We start from the raw sequence: 23,635 nt of genomic DNA, 5'->3' as shown, positions 1-23,635 counted from the left end.
GACATCCCATTAATCACCCATTTCGGGGAGGGCTGGGAGGTTTCAGAAGTAATGCCGACCAAGTGGGCGCTACGGTCGCCGACATGCCTGCCGACACCGTCTCCGTCACGGGATGGGGCCGCACCGCCCCCACCACCTCCCTGCTGATCCGCCCGCGGACCTACGAGGAGGCCGCGGCCGCGATCCGCGGCTGCGGGGCGCGCGGCGGCATCCCCCGGGGCCTGGGACGGGCGTACGGGGACGCGGCGCAGAACGCCGGAGGCGCGATCTTCGACATGACCGGCCTGGACCGGGTGCACGCCGTCGACGCGGCGGGCGGGGTCGTCTCGTGCGACGCGGGCGTCTCCCTGCACCGGCTCATGGAGGTCCTGCTGCCGCTCGGCTGGTTCGTGCCCGTCACCCCCGGGACCCGCTATGTGACGGTCGGCGGCGCGATCGGCGCGGACATCCACGGCAAGAACCACCATGTGTCCGGCTCCTTCTCCCGGCACGTCCTGTCGCTGGAACTCCTCACCGCCGACGGCGAGATCCGCACGGTCCCGCGCGGCACCCCCCTGTTCGACGCCACCACCGGCGGCATGGGCCTGACCGGTGTGATCCTCACCGCCACCCTGCAACTCCAGCCGGTGCGGACGTCGCTGATGACGGTCGACACCGAACGGGCGAGCGACCTGGACGACGTGATGGCCCGGATGACGGCCACCGACGACCAGTACCGGTACTCGGTCGCCTGGATCGACCTGCTGGCGCGCGGCGCCGCGACCGGACGCGCGGTGCTCACCCGGGGCGACCACGCGCCCCTGGAGGCGCTGCCGAAGGGCACGCGCGCGCGTCGGCACCCGCTCGCCTTCCGGCCCTCCCGGCTGCCCGCCGTCCCGGCCGTGCTGCCCGAGGGGCTGTTGAGCCGCCGTACGGTCGGCTGGTTCAACGAGCTCTGGTACCGCAAGGCCCCCCGCGCGCGCACCGGCCAGTTGCAGCGGCTGTCCGCCTTCTTCCACCCGCTGGACGGGGTGCCCCACTGGAACCGGATCTACGGCCGGGGCGGCTTCGTGCAGTACCAGTTCACCGTCGGGCACGGCCAGGAGGACACCCTGCGCCGGATCGTGCGGCGGGTGTCCGACCACCGCTGCCCGTCCTTCCTGGCCGTCCTCAAGCGGTTCGGGGACGCCGACCCGGGCTGGCTCTCGTTCCCCCAGCCGGGCTGGACCCTGGCCCTGGACATCCCGGCCGGACTGCCGGGCCTCGGCGCCCTCCTGGACACGCTGGACGAGGACGTGGCCGCGGCGGGCGGGCGTGTCTACCTCGCCAAGGACTCCCGGCTGCGGCCCGAACTGCTCGCCGCGATGTACCCGCGCCTGGACGACTTCCGCGCGCTGCGCGCCCGACTGGACCCGCGCGGGGTCCTGGTCTCGGACCTGGCCCGCCGCCTCGACCTCTGACCCCGCCCCCATCCCCCTCAAGGAGCTGTCGTGAAGGACGCCTTCGGCATTCCCCAGTCCCTGCTCGTCCTCGGCGGCACGTCCGAGATCGCGCTGGCCACCGCTCGCCGGCTGATCGCCCGCCGCACCCGCACCGTCTGGCTGGCGGGCCGCCCCTCCCCCGCCCTGGACCGGTCCGCCGCCGATCTGCGTGCCCTGGGGGCCGACGTGCGCACGGTCGCCTTCGACGCGCTCGACCCCGAGTCGCACGAGGCGGTGCTCGGCAAGGTGTTCGCCGAGGGCGACATCGACATGGTGCTGCTCGCGTTCGGCATCCTCGGCGACCAGGCGCGCGACGAGCGCGCGCCGCTGAACGCGGTCCGGGTCGCCCAGACCAACTACACGGGTGCCGTGTCCGCCGCCCTGGTCAGCGCCTGCGCCCTGCAGTCCCAGGGGCACGGCTCGCTGGTCGTGCTGTCCTCGGTCGCCGGCGAGCGGGCGCGCCGCGCCAACTTCATCTACGGCTCCAGCAAGGCCGGGCTGGACGCGTTCACGCAGGGTCTCGGCGACGCGCTGCACGGCACCGGCGTGCACGTCATGGTCGTACGCCCCGGGTTCGTGCGCTCGAAGATGACCGCCGACCGGGAGGAGGTGCCGTTCGCGACCACCCCGGAGGCGGTCGCCACGGCGATCGAGGTGGGGCTGCGGCGGCGCTCGGAGACGGTGTGGGTGCCGGGCGCGCTGCGGGTGGTGATGTCGGCGCTGCGGCACGTCCCCCGCGCGGTCTTCCGCCGGCTGCCCGTGTGAGGGCGGCGGCTGCCCGTGTGAGGGCGGCGGCTACGACGCCGGGATGGACCCGCGCTCGACGCGGCCGGCCTGCGGGGGCACCACCGGGCCGCCGAAGGTGAAGTCCCGCAGCCTGCGCCAGACGCCGTCGGCGCCCTGCTCGTACAGGGCGAAGCCGGTGCAGGGCCACTCGGCCCGGTAGTCGGCCAGCTCCTCGAAGGCGCGGTCCATCGACTCCTCGTCGATGCCGTGGGCGACGGTCACATGCGGGTGGTACGGGAACTGCAGCTCGCGTGCGACCGGCCCGGAGGCGTCCCGGACCTGCTTCTGCAGCCAGGTGCAGGCCTCGGCGCCCTCGACGACCTGGACGAAGACCACCGGCGACAGCGGCCGGAAGGTGCCCGTGCCGGACAGCCGCATCGGGAAGGGGCGTCCGTTCGCCGCGACCTCCGCCAGATGCGCCTCGATCGCGGGCAGCAGCGAGGAGTCGACCTCGGTCGGCGGCAGCAGGGTGACGTGCGTGGGGATGCCGTGAGCCGCGGCGTCGCCGAAGCCCGCGCGCCGCTCCTGGAGCAGGCTGCCGTGAGGCTCCGGGACCGCGATCGACACACCGATCGTTACGGTCCCCACGTCGTCTCCTGTCGTTCGTCGGTGAGTCCGCCGGGGCGGAGCTCGTGCCCATCGGGTGAGCGCGGGTGACGGCACCTGCCGTCACCCGTTATCGACTGTACGGCCACGGCCCCGCCGCGGGCAGGCGCAACCGAAGTGATGTGCAGCGCTGTGCGGTGGTACGTCCGGCGTACCACCGCGTCCCGCCGCCCCCGGTGGGGCGGGGTCAGTGCTTGGCGGGCAGGAAGCCGACCCTGTCGTACGCCTGGGAGAGCGTCTCCGCGGCGACGGCACGTGCTTTCTCCGCCCCCTTGGCCAGGATCGAGTCGAGCGTCTCCGGGTCGTCCAGATACTGCTGGGTGCGCTCCCGGAAGGGCGTCACGAACTCGACCATGACCTCGGCGAGGTCCGTCTTGAGCGCACCGTAGCCCTTGCCGTCGTACTTCTGCTCCAGTTCCCCGATTCCCGTACCCGTGAGGGTCGAGTAGATCGTGAGCAGGTTGCTGACGCCCGGCTTGTTCTCGGCGTCGTAGCGGATGACGGTGTCGGTGTCGGTGACCGCGCTCTTGACCTTCTTGGCGGTCGCCTTCGGCTCGTCCAGGAGGTTGATCAGGCCCTTCGGCGTGGACGCCGACTTGCTCATCTTGATCGTCGGGTCCTGGAGGTCGTAGATCTTCGCCGTCTCCTTGAGGATGTACGGCTTCGGGAGCGTGAAGGTGTCGCCGAACCGGCCGTTGAAGCGCGTGGCGAGGTCACGGGTGAGCTCGATGTGCTGGCGCTGGTCCTCGCCGACGGGGACCTCGTTGGCCTGGTACAGCAGGATGTCCGCGACCTGGAGCACCGGGTACGTGAACAGGCCGACCGACGCGCGGTCCGCTCCCTGCTTGGCGGACTTGTCCTTGAACTGGGTCATGCGGCTGGCCTCGCCGAAGCCGGTGAGGCAGTTCATCACCCAGGCGAGCTGGGCGTGCTCGGGGACGTGGCTCTGCACGAACAGCGTGCAGCGCTCCGGGTCGAGTCCGGCGGCCAGCAGCTGGGCGGCGGCGAGCCGGGTGTTCGCGCGCAGCTCGGCCGGGTCCTGCGGGACCGTGATCGCGTGCAGGTCGACGACCATGTAGAACGCGTCGTGGGTCTCCTGGAGCGCCACCCACTGGCGTACGGCGCCGAGGTAGTTGCCGAGGTGGAACGAACCGGCGGTGGGCTGGATCCCGGAGAGGACGCGCGGGCTGCCCGGCACGGCGGAGCCGTTCCCCTGAGGGTGGTCGTGGGCGGCGAGTGGGCGATCAGTGGCCATGCACACCATTCTCTCAGGTCCCGGGGGGCGGTCCGGAACGGGCCACGACGGGATGGGAACCGATCCGGCCCGGGCGGTGTACCAAAGGTGTGAGGACGCGGGAGGGGGGCCGCATCGTCGATGAGGCCGCGGTGATCGCACGCGTACGCGCCGGGGAGCCGGAGGCGTACGCGCAGCTGGTGCGGGCTCATACGGGCATCGCGCTCAGGGCGGCCGCCGCGCTCGGCGCGGGTGCGGACGCGGAGGACGTGGTGCAGCAGGCGTTCGTCAAGGCGTACTGCTCGCTGGGCCGTTTCAAGGAGGGCTCGGCCTTCCGGCCGTGGCTGCTGTCGATCGTGGCCAATGAGACGAGGAACACAGTGCGGGCGGCGGCCCGTCGGCGCACCCTCGCCGGGCGCGAGGCCGCGCTGGCCGAGGCGGACCCGCTCATACCGGAGTCGGCGGACCCTGCGGTCGCCGCGCTGGAGCGGGAGCGCCGGGCCGCGCTCCAGTCCGCCCTCGGCCGGCTGAGCGAGGAGCACCGGCTGGTCGTCACCTACCGCTATCTGCTGGAGATGGACGAGACCGAGACGGCCCAGGCGCTGGGCTGGCCCCGTGGCACGGTGAAGTCCCGGCTGAACCGCGCGCTGCGCAAGCTGGGGCGGCTGCTGCCGGAGTTCGAGCCTCGGGAAGGGGGTGAGGAGCATGGGTGACGGGCGGACGGCGGGCGACGGCCGCGATCAGGGCGGGGAGGGCCCCGGCCTGCCCGAGGAGCTGCGGGCACTCGGGCGGTCCCTGGACGCCCGCGGCGGGCCGGACGGCGCCGAGACGATGGTCGAGCGGGTGCTGGCCGAGATACTCGCCGAGCATGTGGCCGTCGCGGCGCCCGAACCGCCGGGCCCGCGCGAGCGGCTGCGCGCGCTGCGGCGCTGGGCTCGGCGCCGGTGGCGTGCGCTGACCGCCGCGCTGTGCGGCCTGCTGGCCGTGCTCGTGCTCACGCCTCCGGTGCGGGCGGCCGTCCTCGACTGGTTCGGATTCGCGGGCGCGGAGATCCGCTACGACCCGTCGGCGACGCCCTCGCCCGGCGCCCTGGTCCCCGGGTGCGGGAGAGCGGTGCCGCTCGCCGAGGCGGAGCGCCGCGCGGGGTTCGCCCCGGTGGTGCCGGCGCCGCTCGGGGCCCCGGACGCGGTCGCGGTCACACGTGAACCGCGCGATCGGTTCGTGATCAGCCTCTGCTGGCACGAGGACGGGCGCACGGTCCGGCTGGACGAGCGGCGGGCCGGGCTGGACTTCCGCTTCGCCAAGACCGTGCGGGTCCAGCCGCGGTGGATCACGCTCGGGCCGGAGGGGGCGGGCGGCGGGGCGCCCGAGACGGGGCTGTGGTTCGACCGGCCGCATCTGCTCTCCGTCTGGCTCGCGGACACGCACGGCCTCTTCGAGCGGGAGGTCCGCACGGCCGGTCCGACGCTGCTGTGGACGCACGAGGCCGGGGGCGAGACGGTGACGCTCCGGCTGGAGGGCGTCGAGGAGGTCGCGCGGGCCGCGGAGATCGCCCGGTCCTTGGAGGAGTGAGGTCGCGCCCACGGTGGCGGCGCGGGCCAGGGCCCGGTCTCCGTCTCCGTCTCGGTCCCGGTCTCGGTCTCAATCTCGGTCTCGGTCTCGGTCTCAAAAAAGCTGGGTCTGAGGTGGGAACCGGGAGGGGGCGGGCGGTGTACCAGAAGTGTCATGCGGTGCGGGGACGGGCCGCTCGGGGACCGCTCGGGTTGGGGGTTCGGATGTGGGGAGTCGGAGAGGGCCGGCTGCGGGGCGCGGGGCGCCGACTCGCGGGCGTGGGCGGAGCGTTGCTGGCGGGATGTGCCCTGCTGCTGTGGGGAGCGGCGCCGATGGCGTCCGCGGGCGGGCCGACCAGCGTGCTCCTGGCGGCGCCGGGGAACCAGCGGACGGCGGCGCTGTACCACTCCGACCGGGAGTACGTCGCGTTGGAGAGGCTCCTCGGCACCCCGGCCAGGGGATTCCGGGAGCAGCCGCCGGACGAGGCGCTGATGGCGGCCGACCAGATCAACGTCACCTGGATGGTGCACGACGTGATGCCGTGGCGCATCGACCGGGTGCACCGCATGGCCCGCGGCAAGGACGTGTGGATATTCCGGACGACGGACGTCGAGCGGCGGACGCACGGCTCCTGGTACCGGGCCGCCCGTCCGGACGAGCTGCGCGCCCTGTTCGACGATCTCGACCTGACGGGCGGGCCGACCTCGACACCGGGGGCGTACGAGGAGACACGGGACGCCCCGGAGGTACCGGCCGCCCAGCCGTCGGAGGCCGCCTCGGCACCGCCTGCCGCCCGGGCGGCGGGCGGACCGGGTGCCGGTACGGGGTGGTGGTGGGCGGTGCCGGGCGCGGTGGCCGGAGCGGTCCTGGCGCTGAGCCTGCGCCCGTTCGTATCCCGGCGCCCCTGGGACCGGCTGCGAGGTGAGCCGGGGCCGCGCCAGGAGCTGCGGGACGTGTGACCGGCAGGGCGGGGCATCGGACGGGGAGGGGAGTCATGGGAGCGACGGAGGTGGGGCCTGGGCGGCGCGGACGGCTCGGAGGGCGGCGGCGGTGGGGTGCGGGCGGTGCGGGGACCGGGGGTGCGGTGCTCGTGCTGGTGTCGGGGGCGCTGGTCTGCGGGCCCGTGGCGGTCGCCTGGGCGGCGCCGGTGCGGGTGCGGGACGTTCCCGATGTGGCGGTGGTCGTCGCGGGCGCCGATGGGCGGACGACGGCACTGCACTCCGGCGACCGGGACTTCGCCCGGCTGTGGCAGCTGTTCCAGCCCGCGTACACGGGGACGGAGCGGGTGCCCGAGGCGTGGGTCGAGGGACGTCATCCACCGGTCCGGCTCACCGTGCTGTGGGGGATGACGGGTGTCGGCGGCTGGCCGCAGACGGACCGGGCGCCCGGCGGCGACGTGGCCCTGCGGCGGCAGGACCAGCTGTTCGTGGCCGGCGACGGGACCCCTTGGGTGCGCTCGGACCTCGCGCCGGACGTCGAGGACGACGACATCCGCTGGCATCGCGCACCGCGGTCCGTCCTCCAGCGGCTGGAGCGGGGGCGGCTGCTCGGCGGCGCGGAGGGCGGCCCGGTGGGGACGGAGGCCGTGGCCGCGGGCGGAGACCGGGCGAGCCCCGGACCGGGTGCGGGCGAGGTGCGGTGGGCGGTGGCGGGGCTCGCCGTCGGGGTCGCGGCCGGGGCCGGCGGGACCGCGCTGATACGCCGCGCGGCGGCCCGGCGGGGAGCCGGACCGCCGCGGGAGGAGCCGCGCCAGGAGCTGATCGACCTGGACCGGTGAGGCGCCGGGGCGCGTCACCGGGACGTCAGCCCAGGTCGACCTGCGGGTACAGCGGGAAGCCTGCCACGAGGTCGGTGGCCCGGCGGGAGATCTCGTCCGAGACCTTCGCGTCGAGGATGTGGGCCGCCTTGGAGGGGGCGCCCGACTTGGTGGTGCCCGGCTCGGTGGTGGTGAGGACGCGGTCGATGAGGGCGGCGACCTCGTCCATCTCGGCGGTGCCGAGACCCCGGGTGGTCAGGGCGGGCGTGCCGACGCGGATGCCGGACGTGTACCAGGCGCCGTTCGGGTCGGCCGGGATGGCGTTGCGGTTGGTGACGATGCCGGAGTCGAGGAGAGCGGCCTCGGCCTGGCGGCCGGTCAGTCCGTAGGAGGAGGCGACGTCGATCAGGTTGAGGTGGTTGTCGGTGCCGCCGGTGACCAGGGTGGCGCCCCGGCGCATCAGGCCCTCGGCCAGCGCGCGGGAGTTGTCCACGATGCGCTGGGCGTAGTCCTGGAAGGCGGGCTGCCGGGCCTCGGCGAGGGCGACGGCCTTGGCGGCCATGACGTGCGGGAGCGGGCCGCCGAGGACCATCGGGCAGCCGCGGTCGACCTGGTCCTTGAGGGAGTCGTCGCACAGGACCATGCCGCCGCGCGGGCCGCGCAGCGACTTGTGGGTGGTGGTGGTGACGATCTGGGCGTGCGGGACCGGGTCGAAGTCGCCGGTGAGGACCTTGCCGGCGACGAGACCGGCGAAGTGGGCCATGTCGACCATGAGCGTGGCGCCGACCTCGTCGGCGATCTCGCGCATGATCCGGAAGTTCACGAGACGGGGGTACGCGGAGTAGCCGGCGACGATGATCAGCGGCTTGAACTCGCGGGCGGACACGCGCAGCGCCTCGTAGTCGATCAGGCCGGTGGCCGGGTCGGTGCCGTAGGAGCGCTGGTCGAACATCTTGCCGGAGATGTTCGGGCGGAAGCCGTGGGTGAGGTGGCCGCCGGCGTCCAGGGACATGCCGAGCATGCGCTGGTTGCCGAAGGCGCGGCGCAGTTCGGCCCAGTCGGCCTCGGAGAGGTCGTTGACCTGGCGGACGCCGGCCTTCTTCAGGGCGGGGGCCTCGACCCGGTCGGCGAGGACGGCCCAGAAGGCGACGAGGTTGGCGTCGATGCCGGAGTGCGGCTGGACGTAGGCGTGCCGGGCGCCGAACAGTTCCTTGGCGTGCTCGGCGGCCAGGGACTCGACGGTGTCGACGTTGCGGCAGCCGGCGTAGAAGCGGCGGCCGACGGTGCCCTCGGCGTACTTGTCGCTGAACCAGTTGCCCATCGCCAGCAGGGTGGCCGGGGAGGCGTAGTTCTCGGAGGCGATCAGCTTGAGCATCTCGCGCTGGTCGGCGACCTCCTGGCCGATCGCGTCGGCCACGCGCGGCTCGACGGCGCGGATCACGTCGAGGGCGGCACGGAAGGCGGTGGACTCGGGAGACAGGGACTCGGCTGGCATGGGGACCTCCGGACGTCGTGTGCAGCGTTCACGGGACGGCCCAGGCGCACGGCACTCGGTCTGGACGAGGTCCAGGGGGCCGCTCCCCGATGGTTGGTCCATCCCAGCGCGCCAGTCACGGCCCGTGAGCCAGCCTACCGGGCAGGCAGGGGCGCAGGGCCGCACGTCCACCATGCGGGCCGGGCACCGGAGGCCGCCCGGCGCGGGCTGCCGGGCCGGGGGTGCCGTCGGAGGATCACGGCACCACACGGTCACGGCTGTCACGTGGTCAAGGCTTCACACGGTCATGGCTGTCACGTGGTCACGGCTTCACAAGGGGCACAGCTGTCACAGGATCACGTGCGGGAGGAAGCGGGCGTACTCGTCGGTGATCAGTCCGGAGGACTCGCGGATGCCGAGGCCGGCGGGCTCGTCCTCGACGACCCAGGCGCCGAGGACGACGTGGTTGCCGTCGAACGCGGGGAGCGGGGCGAGCTGCTGGTAGCAGCACGGCTCGTCGCGCACCTCGGCGGGCGCGCCCTTCTCGTGCACGGTGACCCCGGCGCCCTCGCGGCCGAGCAGTGGCTTGGCGACGTAGCCGGTCGTGTCGGCCAGGTCGCGGGGACCGTCGAGGTGGGCGGGCAGGAGGTTGGGGTGGTCCGGGAAGAGGTCCCACAGGACGGCGAGGAGGGCCTTGTTGCTGAGGAGCATCTTCCAGGCGGGCTCGATCCACAGCGTGGTGCCCGTGCCGCCGCCGTTGTCGAGGGTGTCGAGGACGTGCCCGGCGAAGCGGTCGGTGGTCAGCCACTCCCACGGGTAGAGCTTGAAGCAGCTGCGGATGAACCGGAGCCGGGTGTCGACGAAGCGGCCCGAGAGGGGGTCCCAGCCGATCTCCTCCATGGAGATCCAGCCGGTGTCCAGACCTGCCTGCTCGGCCGTCTCCTTCAGATAGGCGACGGTCATCAGGTCCTCACCGAGTTCGTCGGCCGAGGAGTACGCGAAGTACAGGGGGCTGCCGGGCGGGAGCCGCCCGGACTGGTTCCGCCAGGTGTCGACCAGGCGTTCGTGGAGGGAGTTCCACTGGTCGGCGCCGGGGAAGCGCTCCTCCATCCAGAACCACTGGGGTGAGGCGGCCTCCACGAGCGAGGTGGGGGTGTCGGCGTTGTACTCCAGCAGTTTGGCCGGCCCGGTGCCGTCGTAGCGCAGGTCGAAGCGGCCGTACATTGAGGGAAGTTCGGCGCGCCGGCGCCAGGACTCGGCGACCGCGTCCACGACCCGGGGGTCGGTGATGCCGAGGTCGGCGAAGCGGTCCGCGGAGACGATGTGGTCGGCCGCGGCGAGGCACATGCCGTGCAGCTCCGTGACGACGTCCTCCAGCGCCTCGACCTCGTCCAGGGAGAAGACGTAGTAGGCGCTCTCGTCCCAGTAGGGGCGCAGGGAGCCGTCGGGGTGGCGGGTGAGGGGGTAGACGAGTCCCTGCTCCTCGACCGTCCGCTGCCAGCCGGGGCGGGGTTCGATGGTGCGACGCTGCATCGGGGCGTCCCCGTTCAGCCGCCGCCGCTGCCGGAGCAGCCGAAGCCGCCCCGGTCGACGGCCTCGCTGCGGCTGAAGGTGCCGTCGTCGGCGCGGCCGCGGGACACGTCGGCGTCGTAGTACCAGGCGGCGTCGGCCCGGCCGGACGTCTTGCGGCCCTTGCCGGAGGAGGAGCCCGACGTGCAGTTCTTGTCCGCGACGACCTTGTAGCCCTCGTAGGTGTAGCTGTCCCGGTCGACGCAGCGCCGGTCGGGGTCGGAGCCGCAGGAGGTCAGGGCCGCGGCCACGACCCCCATGCCTCCGAGCACGACCGTGCTGGAGCGCAGCCGCCGTCGTCCATCCGCCATGTGTCCCACCCCCGTGGAAATGCCTGCCGTCGTTGTCCGTGGTTCGTCAGACAGACAGCGTAGAGACCGGGTGGGCGCGTCGCCGTCGCGGGGCTGTCGATCTCCTCCTCCCCTGGAGTCGCTTTGTGCTGTTGGGGATGGTTTGCGCGTGGGGGGCGGCGGTCTGCTTCGGAGCGGCGACCGTGCTCCAGGCCATGGCGGCGCGGACGGCGAGCGCCCAGGGAGGCGGGGGCGGCTCTCAGGGCAGCACCCTGCACAGGGCCTCCAGCGTTCCCGCCCACGCGTGGTCCGGTGGGGTGCCGTAGCCCACGACCAGGGCGTCGAGGGGGTCGGCCACGGCCTGTTCGTGGCGGTAGAAGCCGAGGCCGTGCAGGGCCAGGTTCTGCCAGGCGGCCGCCTGGACGACCGTGCCCTCGGTGCCGGGCGGGAGGCGCAGGACGGCGTGCAGGCCGGCGGCGATGCCGGTGACGGGGATGTGGGGGGCGCTGACGGCGAGGGCCCGCACCAGGGCGTCCCGGCGGCGCCGGTAGCGCAGGCGGGCCGCGCGGACGTGCCGGTCGTAGGCGCCGGAGGTGAGGAACTCCGCCAGGGTCAGCTGGTCGAGCACCCCGCAGGTGTCGGAGCCGCCCTTGGCCTCGGTCACCTCCTCGACCAGCGCGGGCGGCAGCACCATCCAGGCCAGGCGCAGACCGGGGGCGAGGGACTTGCTGGCGGTGCCGAGGTAGACGACGTGGCCGGGGTCGAGGCCCTGGAGGGCGCCGACGGGCTGGCGGTCGTAGCGGAACTCGCCGTCGTAGTCGTCCTCGAGGACCAGTCCGCCGGTGCGGCGCGCCCACTCCACGACGGGGGTGCGGCGGCTCTGGTGCAGGGGCACGCCCATGGGGAACTGGTGGGCGGAGGTGAGCAGGACGGCCGCGGCGTCGGCCGGCACCGCGCCCGGGTCGGTGCCGCGTGCGTCGAAGGGCAGGGCTGGGACCGCCAGGCCGGCCGCCGTCAGCTGCCGCCGGTGCGGCGCCAGGCCGTACGACTCCACGGCGACCGCGCCCGCGCCGCGCGCCCGCAGGACCCGGCCGAGCAGGCGCAGGCCGTGCAGGAACCCCGAGCACACCACGATGTGCTCGGGGTGGGCGCGCACACCCCGGGCGCGCGCGAGATAGCCGGCGAGCGCGAGGCGCAGTTCGGGCCGGCCGCGCGGATCGCCGTAGCCGAGGCTCTGGTTGGGCGCGGCGAGGAAGGCGCGGCGGGCCGCCCGCAGCCACTCGGTCCGCGGGAACGCGGCGAGGTCGGGAGTGCCGGGGACCAGGTCGTGGGCGGGGCGGGGGCCTGCCGGGCGGGGCGGTACGGGGGTGCCGGGCGGCGGGATCACCGGGCGGTCGGCCACCCGGGTGCCCGATCCCTGCCGTGCGGTGAGCCAGCCCTCGGCGACCAGGTCGGCGTACGCGTCGGCGACGGTGTTGCGGGCGATGCCGAGGTCCGCCGCGAGGGAACGGGAGGACGGCAGTCGGGTGCCGGGTGCGAGCCGGCCGGTGCGGACGGCCTCGCGCAGGGCGTCGGTGAGGCCCCGGCGCAGCCCGGGGCCCGCGGGGTCGAGGTGCAGGTCGATGCCGAAAGTGGCCCAGCGTTCCGCCATGGAAATGGACCATACTCCTGGGCTGCCCCGCTCCTAGGGTCGAGGCATGACGACCACGACGAACACCACGCCCGCGGCGGCCACCCCGGCCTCCGCCCCCGAGTCCTACGCCGCCGAGCACCCCGCCCGTCTGGAGTGGGTCCGCCACTCCCCCGAGGTCTACAAGGCGATGGTCCGCCTGGACGCCGCCGCCCGGAAGGGCCTCGACGCCCGGCTGCTCGAGCTGGTGAAGGTCCGCGCCTCCCAGCTCAACCACTGCGCCTACTGCCTCGACATGCACTCCAAGGACGCCCTCGCGGCCGGCGAGAGCGTCGAGCGGATCGTGCAGCTGGCCGCCTGGGAGGAGTCACGGCACTTCTACACCGAGAAGGAGTGCGCGGCGCTGGAGCTGACGGAGGCCGTCACGGTCCTCACGGACGGTTTCGTGCCGGACGAGGTGTTCGAGCGGGCCGCCGGGCACTTCGAGGAGGCGGAGCTGTCCCAGCTGATCGCCGCGATCACGGTGATCAACGCCTGGAACCGCTTCGGCGTCACCTGCCGCCTGACGCCGGGCCACTACCAGCCGGGCCAGCACGGCTGATCCTCAAGAGCCGGCTCCCCCTGACGGGCCGAAGCCCGGCCCGACCCGGCCATGCGGCGGGGTCGGGCCGGGCTTCGGCCCGGTGGAGTGGGGCCGTGGGGGTCAGGGCAGCCACTTCTTCCAGTCGGACTCGTGGCGGTCGACCCACTTCTTCGCCGCCTCCTCGGGCGACAGCTTCTGCTGGGCGATCAGCAGGGAGACCTCGTTCTGGTCCTCGGTGGTCCACGTGAAGTTCTTCAGCAGGGCCGCCGCGTCACCGCCGCTCTTGGCGAAGTCCGCGTTGAGGTACTTCTGGAGCGGGGTGTGCGGGTAGGCGCAGGCGACCTTCTCCGGGTCGGCGTCGCAGCCCTCCTTGTACGCGGGCAGCTTCACCTCGGTCATCGGGACCTTCTCGAACAGCCACTGCGGCTCGTACCAGTACGTCAGGAAGGGCTTCTTCTCCTTGGCGAACTGCTTGATCTGGGTGATCTGCGCCGCCTCGGAGCCGGCGAACACCACCTGGTAGTCCAGGTCGAGGTTCTTCACCAGCGCCTTGTCGTTGGTGACGTAGGACGGCGAGCCGTCCATCAGCTGGCCCTTGCCGCCGCTCTCCGGCGTACGGAGCTGGTCGGCGTACTTGTTGAGGTTCTTCCAGTCGGTGACGTCCGGGTGAGCCTTCGCGAAATACGTCGGGACGTACCAGCCGATGTGCCCGGTGACGCCGAGGTCGCCGGCGTTCACGATCGTCTTCTTGTCGTCGACGTACCGCTTCTCCTCGTCCGGGTGCCCCCAGTCCTCCAGGAGGGCGTCGACCCGGCCCTGGCTGAGCGCGTCCCAGGCGGGCACCTCGTCGATCTGCACGGTGTCGACGCGGTAGCCGAGCTCGTGCTCCAGGAGGTACTGGGCGACGGCCACGTTGGCCTGGGCGCCCACCCAGGACTGCACGGACAGGGTGACCGTCCTGGCGCCCTCGGCGTTGGCGAAGGGCGACGCCTGCTTGGTCATGTCGGCGGCGCCGCAGCCGGTGAGCAGCGCCAACGAGGACGCCACGGCCACGGCGGCCGTCGTACGGATGCGCGGTCGCATGTCAGGCTCCCTTCCTCGCGCGGCGTTCGGTCGGCTGGGTCACCCGGTCGAGCATCAGGCCGAGGCAGACGATCGCGGCGCCGGCCACCAGACCGGTCGCCAGGTCGCCCTGCGCGAGGCCGAAGACGACGTCGTAGCCGAGCGCGCCTCCGCCGACCAGACCGCCGATGATGACGACGGCGAGGACCAGGACGACGCCCTGGTTGACGGCGAGCAGCAGCGCGCGGCGGGCCAGCGGGAGCTGGACCTGGCGGAGCTGCTGGGCCGGGGTCGCGCCGAGCGAGCGCGCCGACTCCAGGGCGGCCGGGTCGACCTGGCGCAGGCCCTGCGTGGTGATGCGGACGACGGCGGGCAGCGCGTAGACGACGGCTGCGGCGACCGCGGGCGCGCGGCCCACGCCGAACAGGGCGACGACCGGGATGAGGTACACGAACTGCGGCATCGTCTGGAACACGTCCAGGACGGGCCGCAGCAGCCGTTCGACGCGGTCGCTGCGGGCGGCGGCGACACCGGTCGCGAAGCCGATGACCAGGGTGACGGCGACGGCCGCGAGGACCTGGGACAGCGTGTCGAGCGACGGCTTCCACACGCCGAGCACGCCGATGGCGGCCATGGCGAGGACGGCGGTCAGCGCGGTCCGCCAGGTGCCGATCAGCCAGGCCAGGGCGGCGACGATCAGCAGGACCGCCCACCACGGCAGCCCCTGCAGGCCGTCGCGCACCGGGTCGAGGACCCAGGTGGTGAAGCGGCCGGCCCAGTCGGCGGTACCGCCGACGACGGGCACACCGGAGTAGAGGTGCGCGGTCATCCAGTCGACGGCGCGGTTGACGGGCTCGGCGATGTTCAGGACCCACGCGTCGGGCCAGTCGAGCCGGCCCACGAGCCGACCGGCGACGGCCACGGCGACGGCACCGGCCAGCGCGACCAGCCACAGCCGCCGGCCGTGGGGGTGCGGCTCCTCGCCGAGCGCCTCCCCGGCGGCGCCGGTGACACGGTCGAGGACGACGGCGAGCAGCACGATCGGGATGCCGGCGGCAAGTGCGGCGCCGACGTCGACCGAGGCCAGCGCCTGGTAGACGCGGTCACCGAGGCCGCCCGCGCCGATGACGGAGGCGATGACCGCCATAGACAGCGCCATCATGATCGTCTGGTTGAGGCCGAGCAGCAGTTCCTTGCGGGCCAGCGGGATACGGGCGGTCAGCAGGCGCTGCCGCGCGGTCGCGCCGAGCGACTCGACGGCCTCCAGGACCTCCTTGTCGGCACCGCGCAGGCCGAGGGCGGTGAGCCGGGCCATCGGCGGGGCGGCGTACACGACGGTGGCGAGGACGGCGGCGGGCACGCCGATGCCGAAGACCAGCACGACGGGCAGCAGGTAAGCGAAGGCGGGCAGCACCTGCATGGTGTCCAGGACGGGGCGCAGGACCTTGTCGGCCCGGTCGGACAGCCCGGCGGCGAGCCCCAGCAGGGCACCCACGACGACCGAGGCGAGCACGGCCACGACCATCAGCGCGAGGGTCTGCGTGGTCGGCACCCACATGCCGAGGAACCCGCAGGCGAGGAACGCCGCGCCGGTCCCGGCGGCGAGCCGCCAGCCGGCGACGCGCCAGGCGACGAGGGCCGCGGCGGCGGTGACGCCGGCCCAGCCCGCGGCGAGCAGGACGAGGTACACGCCGCGTACGGCGAGCACGACCGCGTTGCTGATGTGCCCGAAGAAGTACAGGAACAGCGGGTGGCTGTCCCGGTTGTCGATGATCCAGGTGCTGGTGTCGGTCAGCGGCCCGGAGACGTCGACGGTGAGCGCGGCCGGCCAGCTGCCGCTGGACCAGCGGGCGTGGGCCAGCGGCACCAGGATCGCGGCGACGACGGCGAGCGCCGCGAGCTTGCGGACGGCGGGGCGCCCGAGGAGGCCCGGCGCGGCGGGGCGCGGGGCGGTGGCGGTGACGGTCGCCATCAGACCACCCCCTTGGGCTGCTCCGTTCCGGCCACGACGCCGAGAAGCCGTTCGTGGTCCACCACCCCCAGGCAGCGGCCGTCCTCGACGACCCGGGCCGGGGAGCCGGTGCGGGCCACGGCCTCGATCGCCTCGGACACCGTGGCGCCGGGCGGGAGGGCCGGTCCGCTGCCGCTCTCGTCGGCGGAGGCGGGACGCATGGCGGTGCGGACCGTCATGACCTGTTCGCGCGGGACGTCCCGGACGAACTCGCGGACGTAGTCGTCGGCCGGGGAGCCGACGATCTCCTCGGGGGTGCCGAGCTGGACGACGCGGCCGTCGCGCATGAGCGCGATGCGGTCGCCGAGCTTCAGCGCCTCGCTGAGGTCGTGCGTGATGAAGACCATCGTGCGGCCCTCCTCGCGGTGCAGGCGGACGACCTCCTCCTGCATGTCCCGCCGGATCAGCGGGTCGAGCGCGCTGAACGGCTCGTCGAAGAGCAGCACCTCGGGGTCGACGGCGAGGGCGCGGGCGAGCCCGACGCGCTGGCGCTGACCGCCGGAGAGCTGACCGGGCCTGCGATGCTCCATGCCCTCCAGGCCGACCTTGGCCACGACCTCGGCGGCCCGTTCGCGGCGCGCGGCCTTGCCGAGGCCCTGGATCTCCAGCCCGTACGCCACGTTGTCGAGGACGGTGCGGTGCGGGAGCAGGCCGAAGTGCTGGAAGACCATGGCGGCGCGGTGCCGGCGCAGTTCGCGCAGCCGGCCGCGGTCCATGGCGCGTACGTCCTCGCCGTCGATGGCGATGGTCCCGGCGGTCGGCTCGATGAGCCGGGTCAGGCAGCGCACGAGCGTGGACTTGCCGGAGCCGGACAGGCCCATGACGACGAAGACCTCGCCCTTGCGGACGTCGAAGGAGACGTCCCGCACGGCCGCCGTGCAGCCGGTGCGCGCCCGCAGCTCGGCGGCCGGGAGCGCGGCCAGCTCCGGGTCGGCGGGGACCCGGTGCGCCTTGGAGCCGAAGACCTTCCACAGGCCGTCGACGGAGAAGACCGGCTCGCCGGTCGGGGGCTTGCGGGTCTCGGGTGTCTCGTCACGAGGCGTCAGGGGAGCTGTCGTACTCATCACGCCTCACCTCCCATCAGGTCCGCCGCCTTCTCCCCGACCATGAGCACCCCGATCATCGGGTTCACGGCGGTCATGGTCGGAAAGACGGAGGCATCGGCTATTCGAATGCCATCCAGGCCGCGGATCCGCAGTTCGGGGTCCACGACGGCCAGTTCGTCGTCGGCGGCGCCCATACGGCAGGTGCCGGCCGGGTGGTACACGGTGTGCGCGACCTTGCGCGCGTACTCGCTCAGCTCCTCGTCGCCGGTGATGCCGGGGCCGGGGCAGACCTCGCGCTTGAGCCAGTGCGCGAGGGGTTCGGACTTCGCGATCTCGCGGGCGATACGGATGCCGTCGACGAGGGTGCGGGCGTCGTAGTCGTCCTCGTCGGTGAAGTACCGGAAGTCCAGCGCGGGCTTCACGGACGGGTCGGCGCTGGTCAGGTACAGGCGGCCACGGCTCTTCGGCTTGGGGATGTTCGGGGTCATCGAGACGCCGAACTCGGGTCGCTCGTAGCCCAGTCGCTCCGGGTTGTCCGTGAACGGGATCTGGTAGAAGTGGAACATCAGGTCGGGGCCCTGGTGTTCGGGGTCGCGCCGCACGAACAGGCCCGCGTCGGAGTCCATCGCGGAGTTGTCGGGGATGGGGCCGTTCGTCTCCCAGACGATCACCGACTCGGGGTGGTCGAGGAGGTTCTCGCCGACGCCCGGCAGGTCGTGGGCGACCGGGATGCCCAGCTCGGTCAGGTCCCGCGCCGGGCCGACGCCCGAGTGCAGCAGCAGCCGGGGCGTGTCGACGGCGCCGGCGCACAGGACGACCTCGCGACGGGCCCGGATCAGCCTCTCCCGGCCGTCCTTGGTGCGTACGTGCACGCCGTCGGCGCGGGTGCCGTCCAGCTCCAGCCGGTACGCCCACGTCTCCAGCAGGATCGTGAGGTTCTCCCGCTCGTCCATCACGGGGTGCAGATACGCCACCGACGCCGACGAGCGCTTGTTGTTCTCGGGGTGGTAGGCGAGGTCGAAGAAGCCGACGCCCTCGGTGAACGGCTTCTTGTTGAAGCCCTCGACGCGCGGCACGCCGAGCGTGTCCTGGGCGGCGTCGACGAAGTCGCGGGCGATGGCGTTCCGGTCCTTCTCGTCGACCGGGACGATGTTGTTCTTCAGCCGGGCGTAGTACGCCTCCATGGGCACCGCGCCCCAGCCCTCGGCGCCGGCCGCCTCCCACTCGTCCCAGTCGGACGGCAGCGGCTTGAAGGCGATGAGGGTGTTGTGCGAGGAGCAGCCGCCGAGGACGCGGGCCCGGCTGTGCCGGATGTGGCTGTTGCCGCGCGGCTGTTCGGTCGTCGGGTAGTCGTAGTCCAGTTCGCCGCCGAGCAGGCCCATCCAGCGGCGCAGGGTCAGGACGTCGTCGCGGCCGACGTCACTGGGGCCGCCCTCGATGACGGCGACCGTGACGTCGGGGTTCTCGGTGAGCCGGGAGGCGATCACCGAACCCGCGGTGCCGCCTCCGACGACGACGTAGTCGTAGACAGGGGTGTTCTCGGACATGAGGGGGGTACTCCATGGATCTTGCGCCGTCTCGCGCGGTGCGAGGCAGTGCGGGCGGTGAGCAGGGGAGGGCGATGTCAGCCGGAGAACCAGCGGACCGGCCGCGGCGCCAGGTTCTGGTAGACGTGCTTGGTCTCCCGGTACTCGGCGAGTCCGGCGGGGCCGAGTTCGCGTCCCACGCCGCTCTTGCCGAAGCCGCCCCACTCCGCCTGCGGGAGGTAGGGGTGGAAGTCGTTGATCCAGACGGTGCCGTGGCGCAGCCGTCCGGCGATCCGGCGGGCCCGGCCGGCGTCGGCGGTCCACACGGCGCCGGCGAGGCCGTACTCGGTGTCGTTGGCGAGGGCGACGGCCTCGTCCTCGGTGCGGAAGGTCTCGACGGTGAGGACCGGGCCGAAGACCTCCTCGCGGACGACGCGCATCTCGCGGTGGCAGTGGTCGAGGACGGTCGGCTCGTAGAACCAGCCGCTCGCCGGGCGGTCGGCGGAGGGCTCGGGGCGCCGGCCGCCGGAGCGCAGCACGGCCCCCTCCTTGAGCGCGGACTCGACGTACGCCTCGACCTTGTCGCGCTGCTGCTCGGAGACGAGCGGGCCGCACTCGACGCCCTCGGCGGTGCCGCGGCCGAGGCGGATCTTCTGCGCGCGGCGGGCGAGTTCGCTCACGAAGCGGTCCCGGACGGACTCCTCGACGATGAGCCGGGAGCCCGCCGAGCAGACCTGGCCGCTGTGGATGAACGCGGCGTTGAGGGCCTGGTCGACGGCGGTGTCGAAGCCCTCGTCGGTGGCGCAGGCGTCGGCGAAGACCACGTTGGGGTTCTTGCCGCCGAGTTCGAGCGCGACCTTCTTGACGGTGGGCGCGGCGGCCTGCGCCACCTTGGTGCCGCTGTCCAGGCCGCCGGTGAAGGACACGAGGTCGACGTCGGGGTGCTCGGAGAGCCGGGCGCCGACGGAGTGGCCGGGGCCGGTGACGATGTTCGCGGCACCGGCCGGCAGGCCCGCCTCGACGAGCAGGTCGATCAGGGCGATCGTCGTCAGCGGGGTGATCTCGCTGGGCTTGACGACGAAGGTGTTCCCGGCGGCGAGCGCCGGGGCGATCTTCCAGCTGGCCTGGAGCAGCGGGTAGTTCCACGGCGTGATCAGCGCGCAGACGCCGACCGGCTCGTGCACGACGACGCTGTGGATGTCGGGGGAACCGGCGTCGACGACCCGGCCGGGGGCCTCGGCGGCGACGAGGTCGGCGAAGTACCGGAAGGCGTCGGCGACGCAGTCGATGTCGACGCGCCCCTCCTCGACGGTCTTGCCGGCGTCGCGGCTCTCCAGCAGGCCGAGCTTCTCGCGGTCGCGCGTCAGGAGGTCGGCGACCCGGCGCAGCAGCGCCGCGCGGTCGGCCGCCGGGGTCCGCGGCCACTCGCCCCGGCCGCCGTCGAAGGCGCGCCGGGCGGCCTCCACCGCCAGGTCGACGTCCTGTTCGTCGCCCTCCGCGACCACGGCGAACGGCGTCGCCTCCGCGGGGTCGAGGATCTCGCGCGTCGCGCCGGAGACGGCGCCGCGCCATTCCCCTCCCACGTGGATGGTGCCGCGTGCCCTCAGTTCCGTACTGTCCGCCATGATCGGTGTTGCCTTCCGTTCCTGTCTCGAACCCATGCGTCACACAGGGGTCACTCACGGGACCGAGTGCACCTGCCCGCACCCCTCGCTTACATGCGCGATCGGTGAACGAAAGTGCGCCGGGTCACTGAAGATCCGCCCATAACCGGACATAAACCCCCGATGGGCGTGCCTTCTTCAGGAGGCGGTCAGCGGTGTGTCAGCCGGATCGGGATTCCGGCGGCGCGACACGCAGCAGGCCCCGCCCCGGAATGAACCGGAACGGGGCCTGCGCGGCTTCAGGACGAAACCGTGGCGGGGCTCAGATGAGGCCGAGGGCGCGGACCGCCTCGCGCTCCTCCTCGAGCTCCTTGACGGAGGCGTCGATGCGGGCGCGGGAGAACTCGTTGATCTCCAGGCCCTGGACGATCTCGTACGTGCCGTCCTTCACGGTGACCGGGAAGGAGGAGATGAGGCCCTCGGGGACGCCGTAGGAGCCGTCCGACGGGATGCCCATGGAGACCCAGTCGCCCTCGGCGGTGCCGTTGACCCAGGAGTACACGTGGTCGATGGCGGCGTTGGCGGCGGAGGCGGCCGACGATGCACCGCGGGCCTCGATGATCGCGGCACCGCGCTTGGCGACGGTCGGGATGAAGTCCTCGGCGAGCCACTTCTCGTCGTTGACGACCTCGGCGGCGTTCTTGCCGGCGATGGTGGCGTGGAAGATGTCCGGGTACTGGGTGGCGGAGTGGTTGCCCCAGATGGTGAGCCGCTTGATGTCGGCGACCGTGGAGCCCGTCTTCTTCGCGAGCTGGGTCAGCGCGCGGTTGTGGTCCAGGCGGGTCATCGCGGTGAAGCGCTCGGCCGGTACGTCCGGGGCGGCGGCCTGCGCGATGAGCGCGTTGGTGTTCGCCGGGTTGCCCACGACCAGGATCTTGACGTCGTCCGCGGCGTGGTCGTTGATGGCCTTGCCCTGCGGCTTGAAGATGCCGCCGTTGGCCTCCAGGAGGTCACCGCGCTCCATGCCCTTGGTGCGGGGGCGGGCGCCCACGAGCAGACCGACGTTGGCGCCGTCGAAGGCGACGTTCGGGTCGTCCGTGATGTCGATGCCCTGGAGCAGCGGGAACGCGCAGTCGTCGAGCTCCATCGCGGTGCCCTCGGCGGCCTTCAGAGCCGGCGTGATCTCCAGGAGCCGCAGCTTGACCGGCACGTCCGCGCCGAGCAGCTGGCCTGAGGCGATGCGGAAGAGCAGGGCGTAACCGATCTGGCCGGCCGCGCCGGTGACGGTGACGTTCACGGGAGTGCGGGTCATGGCGTTCTCCGTAGGACAGCTGTCGGTGGGTCGTCCCCGCCCCGGGGTGCGGGACGTCAGGATGATCGATCTCTTGGCGTCGAGAGATCCACCGGTCAGGCTATCGCGCATCCGGGGGCGCGCACGGCCGGGTCCCTGTGGCCCGGCCCACAGCGTCACCGGGATGGCGTGGACTCGCCGTGGCGGCGCGATCACGGGGATGGTGTGGACTCGCCGTGGCGGCGGGATCGCCGGGGTGGCGTGCACGTGCCGTGGCAGCGCGAGCACCGGGAGGGCGTGGACGTGCCGTGGCTGGGCGGGAGAAAAGGGGAGGCGGCCACCGGTCCGGGAGAGAGGGACCTGGCGGCCGCCGGGTGGGGGTACCGATGCCGGACTCCCGTGGGGGTACCGGTTCGCGTGCCCACTAATCCGGCGCGCATTCCTGCCCCGCCGGATTTCTTCACGGGCCCGGCGGGGCCGCCCGCCGACCGGGCCGGGCTCCCGGCACGAACCGGCAGGTCAGCCCCCACCCCAGGGACCCGGCGGGGCAGGCGCCCGCTACTTCGTGCAGCCGTCCTGTCCGGCGGCCAGGGTCGCGCAGGCGACGGCCTCGCCCGCGTCCTTCACCGCCACCATCGGCGTGTAGGCGATGGTGTCGCCGGTCGCCGTGATCGAGCCGGTCTCCTTGTTCTCGCCGGCCTCGACCGAGACCTCGGCGCCCTGCGACGCCTGGGTGACCCGGCCCCACGCGGCGCCGCACGTCTCGCTGTAGCGCACCTCGACCACGGCCGTGCCGACGGTCGCGGTCTTGGCGGTGGTCACGAGGTCGCCGCTGCACCCCATCGCCTCGGCGTCCTTTCCGGTGCAGGAGTCACCGCTGCACTTCACCCCCGCCGGCAGGTCCTGACCGGTGGTGGCGCTCGGCGAGGGCGACTTGACGGCCTCGTCGTCCTTCTTCGCGCCGCCGCCGGAGGTGAGGTAGAAGGTCAGACCGATGACGACCAGCACGCCGACGACGCCCGCGAGGAACATCGTCACCCGTCGCTTGCCCGCGCCCGCGGCGGCGGACCGCCGGTCGGCCCGGGGGCCCTGCGGCGGCGCGCCGAACTCCCCCGGTGCGCCCGGGGGGTACGGGGACGCGCCGGGTGCCGACGGGGCACGCCCGGCGCCGGTCGGCGCGGGGCCCCGATAGCCGGCCACGCCCCAGGAGTTGCCGCCGGAGGACTCGGCGTCCCGGGCGTCAGCGGCGTCCCGCGACGGGCCCGGACGGCCCGAGGAGTCCGGAACGTCAGGGGCGGACGGCTGGACCGGCACCGTGGGGGACACACCGGCCGGACCGGCCACACCGGGGGCCGCCGTGGCGCTCCCGCCCCGGCGGGCCGCCCTGCCCGTCTTCGTGCCGCCCTTGGTGTTGGCCGGCGGCGGGCCGAACTCGCTCAGCGCCGCGCGGGCCTGGGAGATCCGGATCGCCTCCATGGTCATGTCGTGGCGCATCTCCGAACGGCTCCAAGCGCGCTCGGCCAGCTCCCACATCGTCGTCAGGTGCACCGGGTTGGTCCCGGTGACCTCGGCGAGCGCCACGATCGCACCCTTGGGCGCGAGCAGCCGCCCGTTCAGGTACCGCTCCCAGGACGTCTTGCTGTAGCCGGTGCGGTCGGCGAGCGCGGCGATGCTCAGACCACTGCGGTCCACGAGCCTGCGCAACTGGCTCGCGAACTCTCTGACCTGCGGATCCATCTCATCCGGCAAGTCCTTCCAACGAGGCATTGGCCCCCCTCTTCCCCCGGTTTGGTGCTGGTGTTACTCGCGATTCCCCCGCGCTTGGTGCCCTCTGCCGAGTCCCCGGTGTGGCTACCCACAGGGATGCGCCCACTAAGGATCTCAGTTCCCGGGGTGGGGGCGCACGGGAGCATCGGGACCGTGGGCATGCACCGTCGCACGCCCGTCAGGTCGCGTCCAGTGTTCCACCGGCTCCCCCGGCCGGCCCACGCAACCCAGGTAGTAAGCCCTTGCGGGCCCTGCAATTCCGCGGGACGCCCCGGACCGTCCCGGTCGACCACGCTAGCCCGCCCGTCGAACGACTTCCTCGCACATGCGCGAACTTGTCAACACATCGACACATGGACCGCACATAAAAGATCACTGGGGTCGCAAGC

20 protein-coding genes and 1 riboswitch are annotated in these 23,635 nt (G+C 73.2%); of the genes, 7 read left to right on the top strand and 13 right to left on the bottom strand.

What is annotated here, in order from left to right:
• Positions 1 to 83 precede the first annotated feature (83 nt).
• Together ADL34_RS01755 and ADL34_RS01750 are read left to right on the top strand one after the other, a co-directional pair.
• On the top strand, positions 84 to 1,439 hold the full coding sequence (locus ADL34_RS01755; protein ID WP_062664385.1) for an FAD-binding oxidoreductase: 1,356 nt from the start codon (positions 84 to 86) through the stop codon (positions 1,437 to 1,439).
• 30 nt (positions 1,440 to 1,469) lie between these two features.
• The gene (locus ADL34_RS01750) at positions 1,470 to 2,225 is read left to right on the top strand and encodes a decaprenylphospho-beta-D-erythro-pentofuranosid-2-ulose 2-reductase (RefSeq protein ID WP_062663866.1); all 756 of its coding nucleotides are present in this window, start codon (positions 1,470 to 1,472) and stop codon (positions 2,223 to 2,225) included.
• Positions 2,226 to 2,255: 30 nt separating this feature from the next.
• On the opposite strand, the gene ADL34_RS01745 is transcribed toward ADL34_RS01750, so the two are convergent.
• Together ADL34_RS01745 and trpS are read right to left on the bottom strand one after the other, a co-directional pair.
• Positions 2,256 to 2,834, bottom strand: coding sequence for a 2'-5' RNA ligase family protein (locus ADL34_RS01745; protein WP_062663868.1), 579 nt, complete (start codon positions 2,832 to 2,834; stop codon positions 2,256 to 2,258).
• 205 nt (positions 2,835 to 3,039) lie between these two features.
• Positions 3,040 to 4,107, bottom strand: a complete 1,068-nt coding sequence (gene trpS / locus ADL34_RS01740; protein WP_234374922.1) for a tryptophan--tRNA ligase — start codon at positions 4,105 to 4,107, stop codon at positions 3,040 to 3,042.
• A gap of 131 nt (positions 4,108 to 4,238) precedes the next feature.
• Here trpS and ADL34_RS01735 point away from each other — a divergent pair, with 131 nt between their 5' ends.
• The 4 genes from ADL34_RS01735 (at position 4,239) to ADL34_RS01720 (ending at position 7,414) form a co-directional block, all read left to right on the top strand.
• Entirely contained in the window at positions 4,239 to 4,799 is a 561-nt protein-coding gene (locus ADL34_RS01735) for an RNA polymerase sigma factor (protein WP_062663872.1), read from the top strand.
• Positions 4,792 to 5,658, top strand: coding sequence for a hypothetical protein (locus ADL34_RS01730; protein ID WP_062663873.1), 867 nt, complete (start codon positions 4,792 to 4,794; stop codon positions 5,656 to 5,658). The genes ADL34_RS01735 and ADL34_RS01730 overlap by 8 nt, the downstream gene beginning before the upstream one ends.
• Before the next feature lie 203 nt (positions 5,659 to 5,861).
• Positions 5,862 to 6,596: a hypothetical protein gene (locus tag ADL34_RS01725; RefSeq protein ID WP_234374921.1), complete on the top strand. Its 735-nt coding sequence runs from the start codon at positions 5,862 to 5,864 to the stop codon at positions 6,594 to 6,596.
• A gap of 35 nt (positions 6,597 to 6,631) precedes the next feature.
• Complete coding sequence (locus tag ADL34_RS01720) at positions 6,632 to 7,414, top strand: hypothetical protein (RefSeq protein WP_234374920.1); 783 nt, start codon at positions 6,632 to 6,634, stop codon at positions 7,412 to 7,414.
• Positions 7,415 to 7,439: 25 nt separating this feature from the next.
• Here ADL34_RS01720 and ADL34_RS01715 read toward each other — a convergent pair whose 3' ends face one another.
• The 4 genes from ADL34_RS01715 to ADL34_RS01700 all read right to left on the bottom strand — a co-directional run bounded on the left by ADL34_RS01715 (position 7,440) and on the right by ADL34_RS01700 (position 12,377).
• Positions 7,440 to 8,888: a glycine hydroxymethyltransferase gene (locus ADL34_RS01715; RefSeq protein WP_062663876.1), complete on the bottom strand. Its 1,449-nt coding sequence runs from the start codon at positions 8,886 to 8,888 to the stop codon at positions 7,440 to 7,442.
• A 31-nt stretch (positions 8,889 to 8,919) separates the two neighbouring features.
• Positions 8,920 to 9,017: riboswitch (ZMP/ZTP riboswitch) on the bottom strand.
• A 198-nt stretch (positions 9,018 to 9,215) separates the two neighbouring features.
• Complete coding sequence (locus tag ADL34_RS01710; protein WP_062663878.1) at positions 9,216 to 10,400, bottom strand: glutathionylspermidine synthase family protein; 1,185 nt, start codon at positions 10,398 to 10,400, stop codon at positions 9,216 to 9,218.
• A gap of 14 nt (positions 10,401 to 10,414) precedes the next feature.
• Positions 10,415 to 10,747 (bottom strand): hypothetical protein, encoded by a 333-nt coding sequence (locus tag ADL34_RS01705; RefSeq protein ID WP_062663880.1) that lies wholly within the window; start codon positions 10,745 to 10,747, stop codon positions 10,415 to 10,417.
• A 238-nt stretch (positions 10,748 to 10,985) separates the two neighbouring features.
• A complete protein-coding gene (locus ADL34_RS01700) occupies positions 10,986 to 12,377 on the bottom strand; it encodes a PLP-dependent aminotransferase family protein (RefSeq protein ID WP_062739757.1) in 1,392 nt (463 codons plus the stop codon).
• 46 nt (positions 12,378 to 12,423) lie between these two features.
• Between ADL34_RS01700 and ADL34_RS01695 the strand changes: the two genes are divergently transcribed.
• The gene (locus ADL34_RS01695; protein ID WP_062663883.1) at positions 12,424 to 12,957 is read left to right on the top strand and encodes a carboxymuconolactone decarboxylase family protein; all 534 of its coding nucleotides are present in this window, start codon (positions 12,424 to 12,426) and stop codon (positions 12,955 to 12,957) included.
• 102 nt (positions 12,958 to 13,059) lie between these two features.
• Here the strand turns inward: ADL34_RS01695 and ADL34_RS01690 are convergent, their stop codons facing one another.
• The 7 genes from ADL34_RS01690 to ADL34_RS01660 all read right to left on the bottom strand — a co-directional run bounded on the left by ADL34_RS01690 (position 13,060) and on the right by ADL34_RS01660 (position 23,246).
• Positions 13,060 to 14,022 carry an ABC transporter substrate-binding protein gene (locus ADL34_RS01690; RefSeq protein ID WP_062663884.1) on the bottom strand — a complete coding sequence of 321 codons (963 nt, stop codon included), beginning with the start codon at positions 14,020 to 14,022 and terminating at the stop codon, positions 13,060 to 13,062.
• 1 nt (position 14,023) lies between these two features.
• Positions 14,024 to 15,973 carry an ABC transporter permease gene (locus tag ADL34_RS01685; protein ID WP_062663885.1) on the bottom strand — a complete coding sequence of 650 codons (1,950 nt, stop codon included), beginning with the start codon at positions 15,971 to 15,973 and terminating at the stop codon, positions 14,024 to 14,026.
• Positions 15,973 to 17,076: a quaternary amine ABC transporter ATP-binding protein gene (locus tag ADL34_RS01680; protein WP_062663886.1), complete on the bottom strand. Its 1,104-nt coding sequence runs from the start codon at positions 17,074 to 17,076 to the stop codon at positions 15,973 to 15,975. The genes ADL34_RS01685 and ADL34_RS01680 overlap by 1 nt, the downstream gene beginning before the upstream one ends.
• Positions 17,076 to 18,605 carry a GMC family oxidoreductase gene (locus ADL34_RS01675; protein ID WP_062663887.1) on the bottom strand — a complete coding sequence of 510 codons (1,530 nt, stop codon included), beginning with the start codon at positions 18,603 to 18,605 and terminating at the stop codon, positions 17,076 to 17,078. The genes ADL34_RS01680 and ADL34_RS01675 overlap by 1 nt, the downstream gene beginning before the upstream one ends.
• Positions 18,606 to 18,682: 77 nt before the next feature.
• Complete coding sequence (locus ADL34_RS01670) at positions 18,683 to 20,209, bottom strand: aldehyde dehydrogenase family protein (RefSeq protein ID WP_062663888.1); 1,527 nt, start codon at positions 20,207 to 20,209, stop codon at positions 18,683 to 18,685.
• A 301-nt stretch (positions 20,210 to 20,510) separates the two neighbouring features.
• A complete protein-coding gene (locus tag ADL34_RS01665) occupies positions 20,511 to 21,500 on the bottom strand; it encodes a malate dehydrogenase (protein WP_062663889.1) in 990 nt (329 codons plus the stop codon).
• Between the two features lie 537 nt (positions 21,501 to 22,037).
• Positions 22,038 to 23,246, bottom strand: coding sequence for a helix-turn-helix domain-containing protein (locus ADL34_RS01660; protein ID WP_062663890.1), 1,209 nt, complete (start codon positions 23,244 to 23,246; stop codon positions 22,038 to 22,040).
• Positions 23,247 to 23,635: the final 389 nt, after the last annotated feature.

Source organism: Streptomyces sp. NRRL WC-3605, assembly GCF_001509795.1.
GTDB lineage: Bacteria > Actinomycetota > Actinomycetes > Streptomycetales > Streptomycetaceae > Streptomyces > Streptomyces viridochromogenes.
The sequence above is the reverse complement of the archived record's forward strand: the minus strand, read 5'-3'. Positions and strand labels throughout refer to the sequence as shown.

What these genes read in the sequence shown, in the direction of transcription:
- ADL34_RS01710 (WP_062663878.1), bottom strand. Translation starts at nt 10,400, where the DNA reads ATGCAGCGTCGCACCATCGAACCCCGCCCCGGCTGGCAGCGGACGGTC.
- ADL34_RS01665 (WP_062663889.1), bottom strand. Translation starts at nt 21,500, where the DNA reads ATGACCCGCACTCCCGTGAACGTCACCGTCACCGGCGCGGCCGGCCAG.
- ADL34_RS01685 (WP_062663885.1), bottom strand. Translation starts at nt 15,973, where the DNA reads ATGGCGACCGTCACCGCCACCGCCCCGCGCCCCGCCGCGCCGGGCCTC.
- ADL34_RS01715 (WP_062663876.1), bottom strand. Translation starts at nt 8,888, where the DNA reads ATGCCAGCCGAGTCCCTGTCTCCCGAGTCCACCGCCTTCCGTGCCGCC.
- ADL34_RS01755 (WP_062664385.1), top strand. Translation starts at nt 84, where the DNA reads ATGCCTGCCGACACCGTCTCCGTCACGGGATGGGGCCGCACCGCCCCC.
- ADL34_RS01720 (WP_234374920.1), top strand. Translation starts at nt 6,632, where the DNA reads ATGGGAGCGACGGAGGTGGGGCCTGGGCGGCGCGGACGGCTCGGAGGG.
- ADL34_RS01700 (WP_062739757.1), bottom strand. Translation starts at nt 12,377, where the DNA reads ATGGCGGAACGCTGGGCCACTTTCGGCATCGACCTGCACCTCGACCCC.
- ADL34_RS01670 (WP_062663888.1), bottom strand. Translation starts at nt 20,209, where the DNA reads ATGGCGGACAGTACGGAACTGAGGGCACGCGGCACCATCCACGTGGGA.
- trpS (WP_234374922.1), bottom strand. Translation starts at nt 4,107, where the DNA reads ATGGCCACTGATCGCCCACTCGCCGCCCACGACCACCCTCAGGGGAAC.
- ADL34_RS01730 (WP_062663873.1), top strand. Translation starts at nt 4,792, where the DNA reads ATGGGTGACGGGCGGACGGCGGGCGACGGCCGCGATCAGGGCGGGGAG.
- ADL34_RS01690 (WP_062663884.1), bottom strand. Translation starts at nt 14,022, where the DNA reads ATGCGACCGCGCATCCGTACGACGGCCGCCGTGGCCGTGGCGTCCTCG.
- ADL34_RS01660 (WP_062663890.1), bottom strand. Translation starts at nt 23,246, where the DNA reads ATGCCTCGTTGGAAGGACTTGCCGGATGAGATGGATCCGCAGGTCAGA.
- ADL34_RS01725 (WP_234374921.1), top strand. Translation starts at nt 5,862, where the DNA reads ATGTGGGGAGTCGGAGAGGGCCGGCTGCGGGGCGCGGGGCGCCGACTC.
- ADL34_RS01675 (WP_062663887.1), bottom strand. Translation starts at nt 18,605, where the DNA reads ATGTCCGAGAACACCCCTGTCTACGACTACGTCGTCGTCGGAGGCGGC.
- ADL34_RS01680 (WP_062663886.1), bottom strand. Translation starts at nt 17,076, where the DNA reads ATGAGTACGACAGCTCCCCTGACGCCTCGTGACGAGACACCCGAGACC.
- ADL34_RS01705 (WP_062663880.1), bottom strand. Translation starts at nt 10,747, where the DNA reads ATGGCGGATGGACGACGGCGGCTGCGCTCCAGCACGGTCGTGCTCGGA.
- ADL34_RS01695 (WP_062663883.1), top strand. Translation starts at nt 12,424, where the DNA reads ATGACGACCACGACGAACACCACGCCCGCGGCGGCCACCCCGGCCTCC.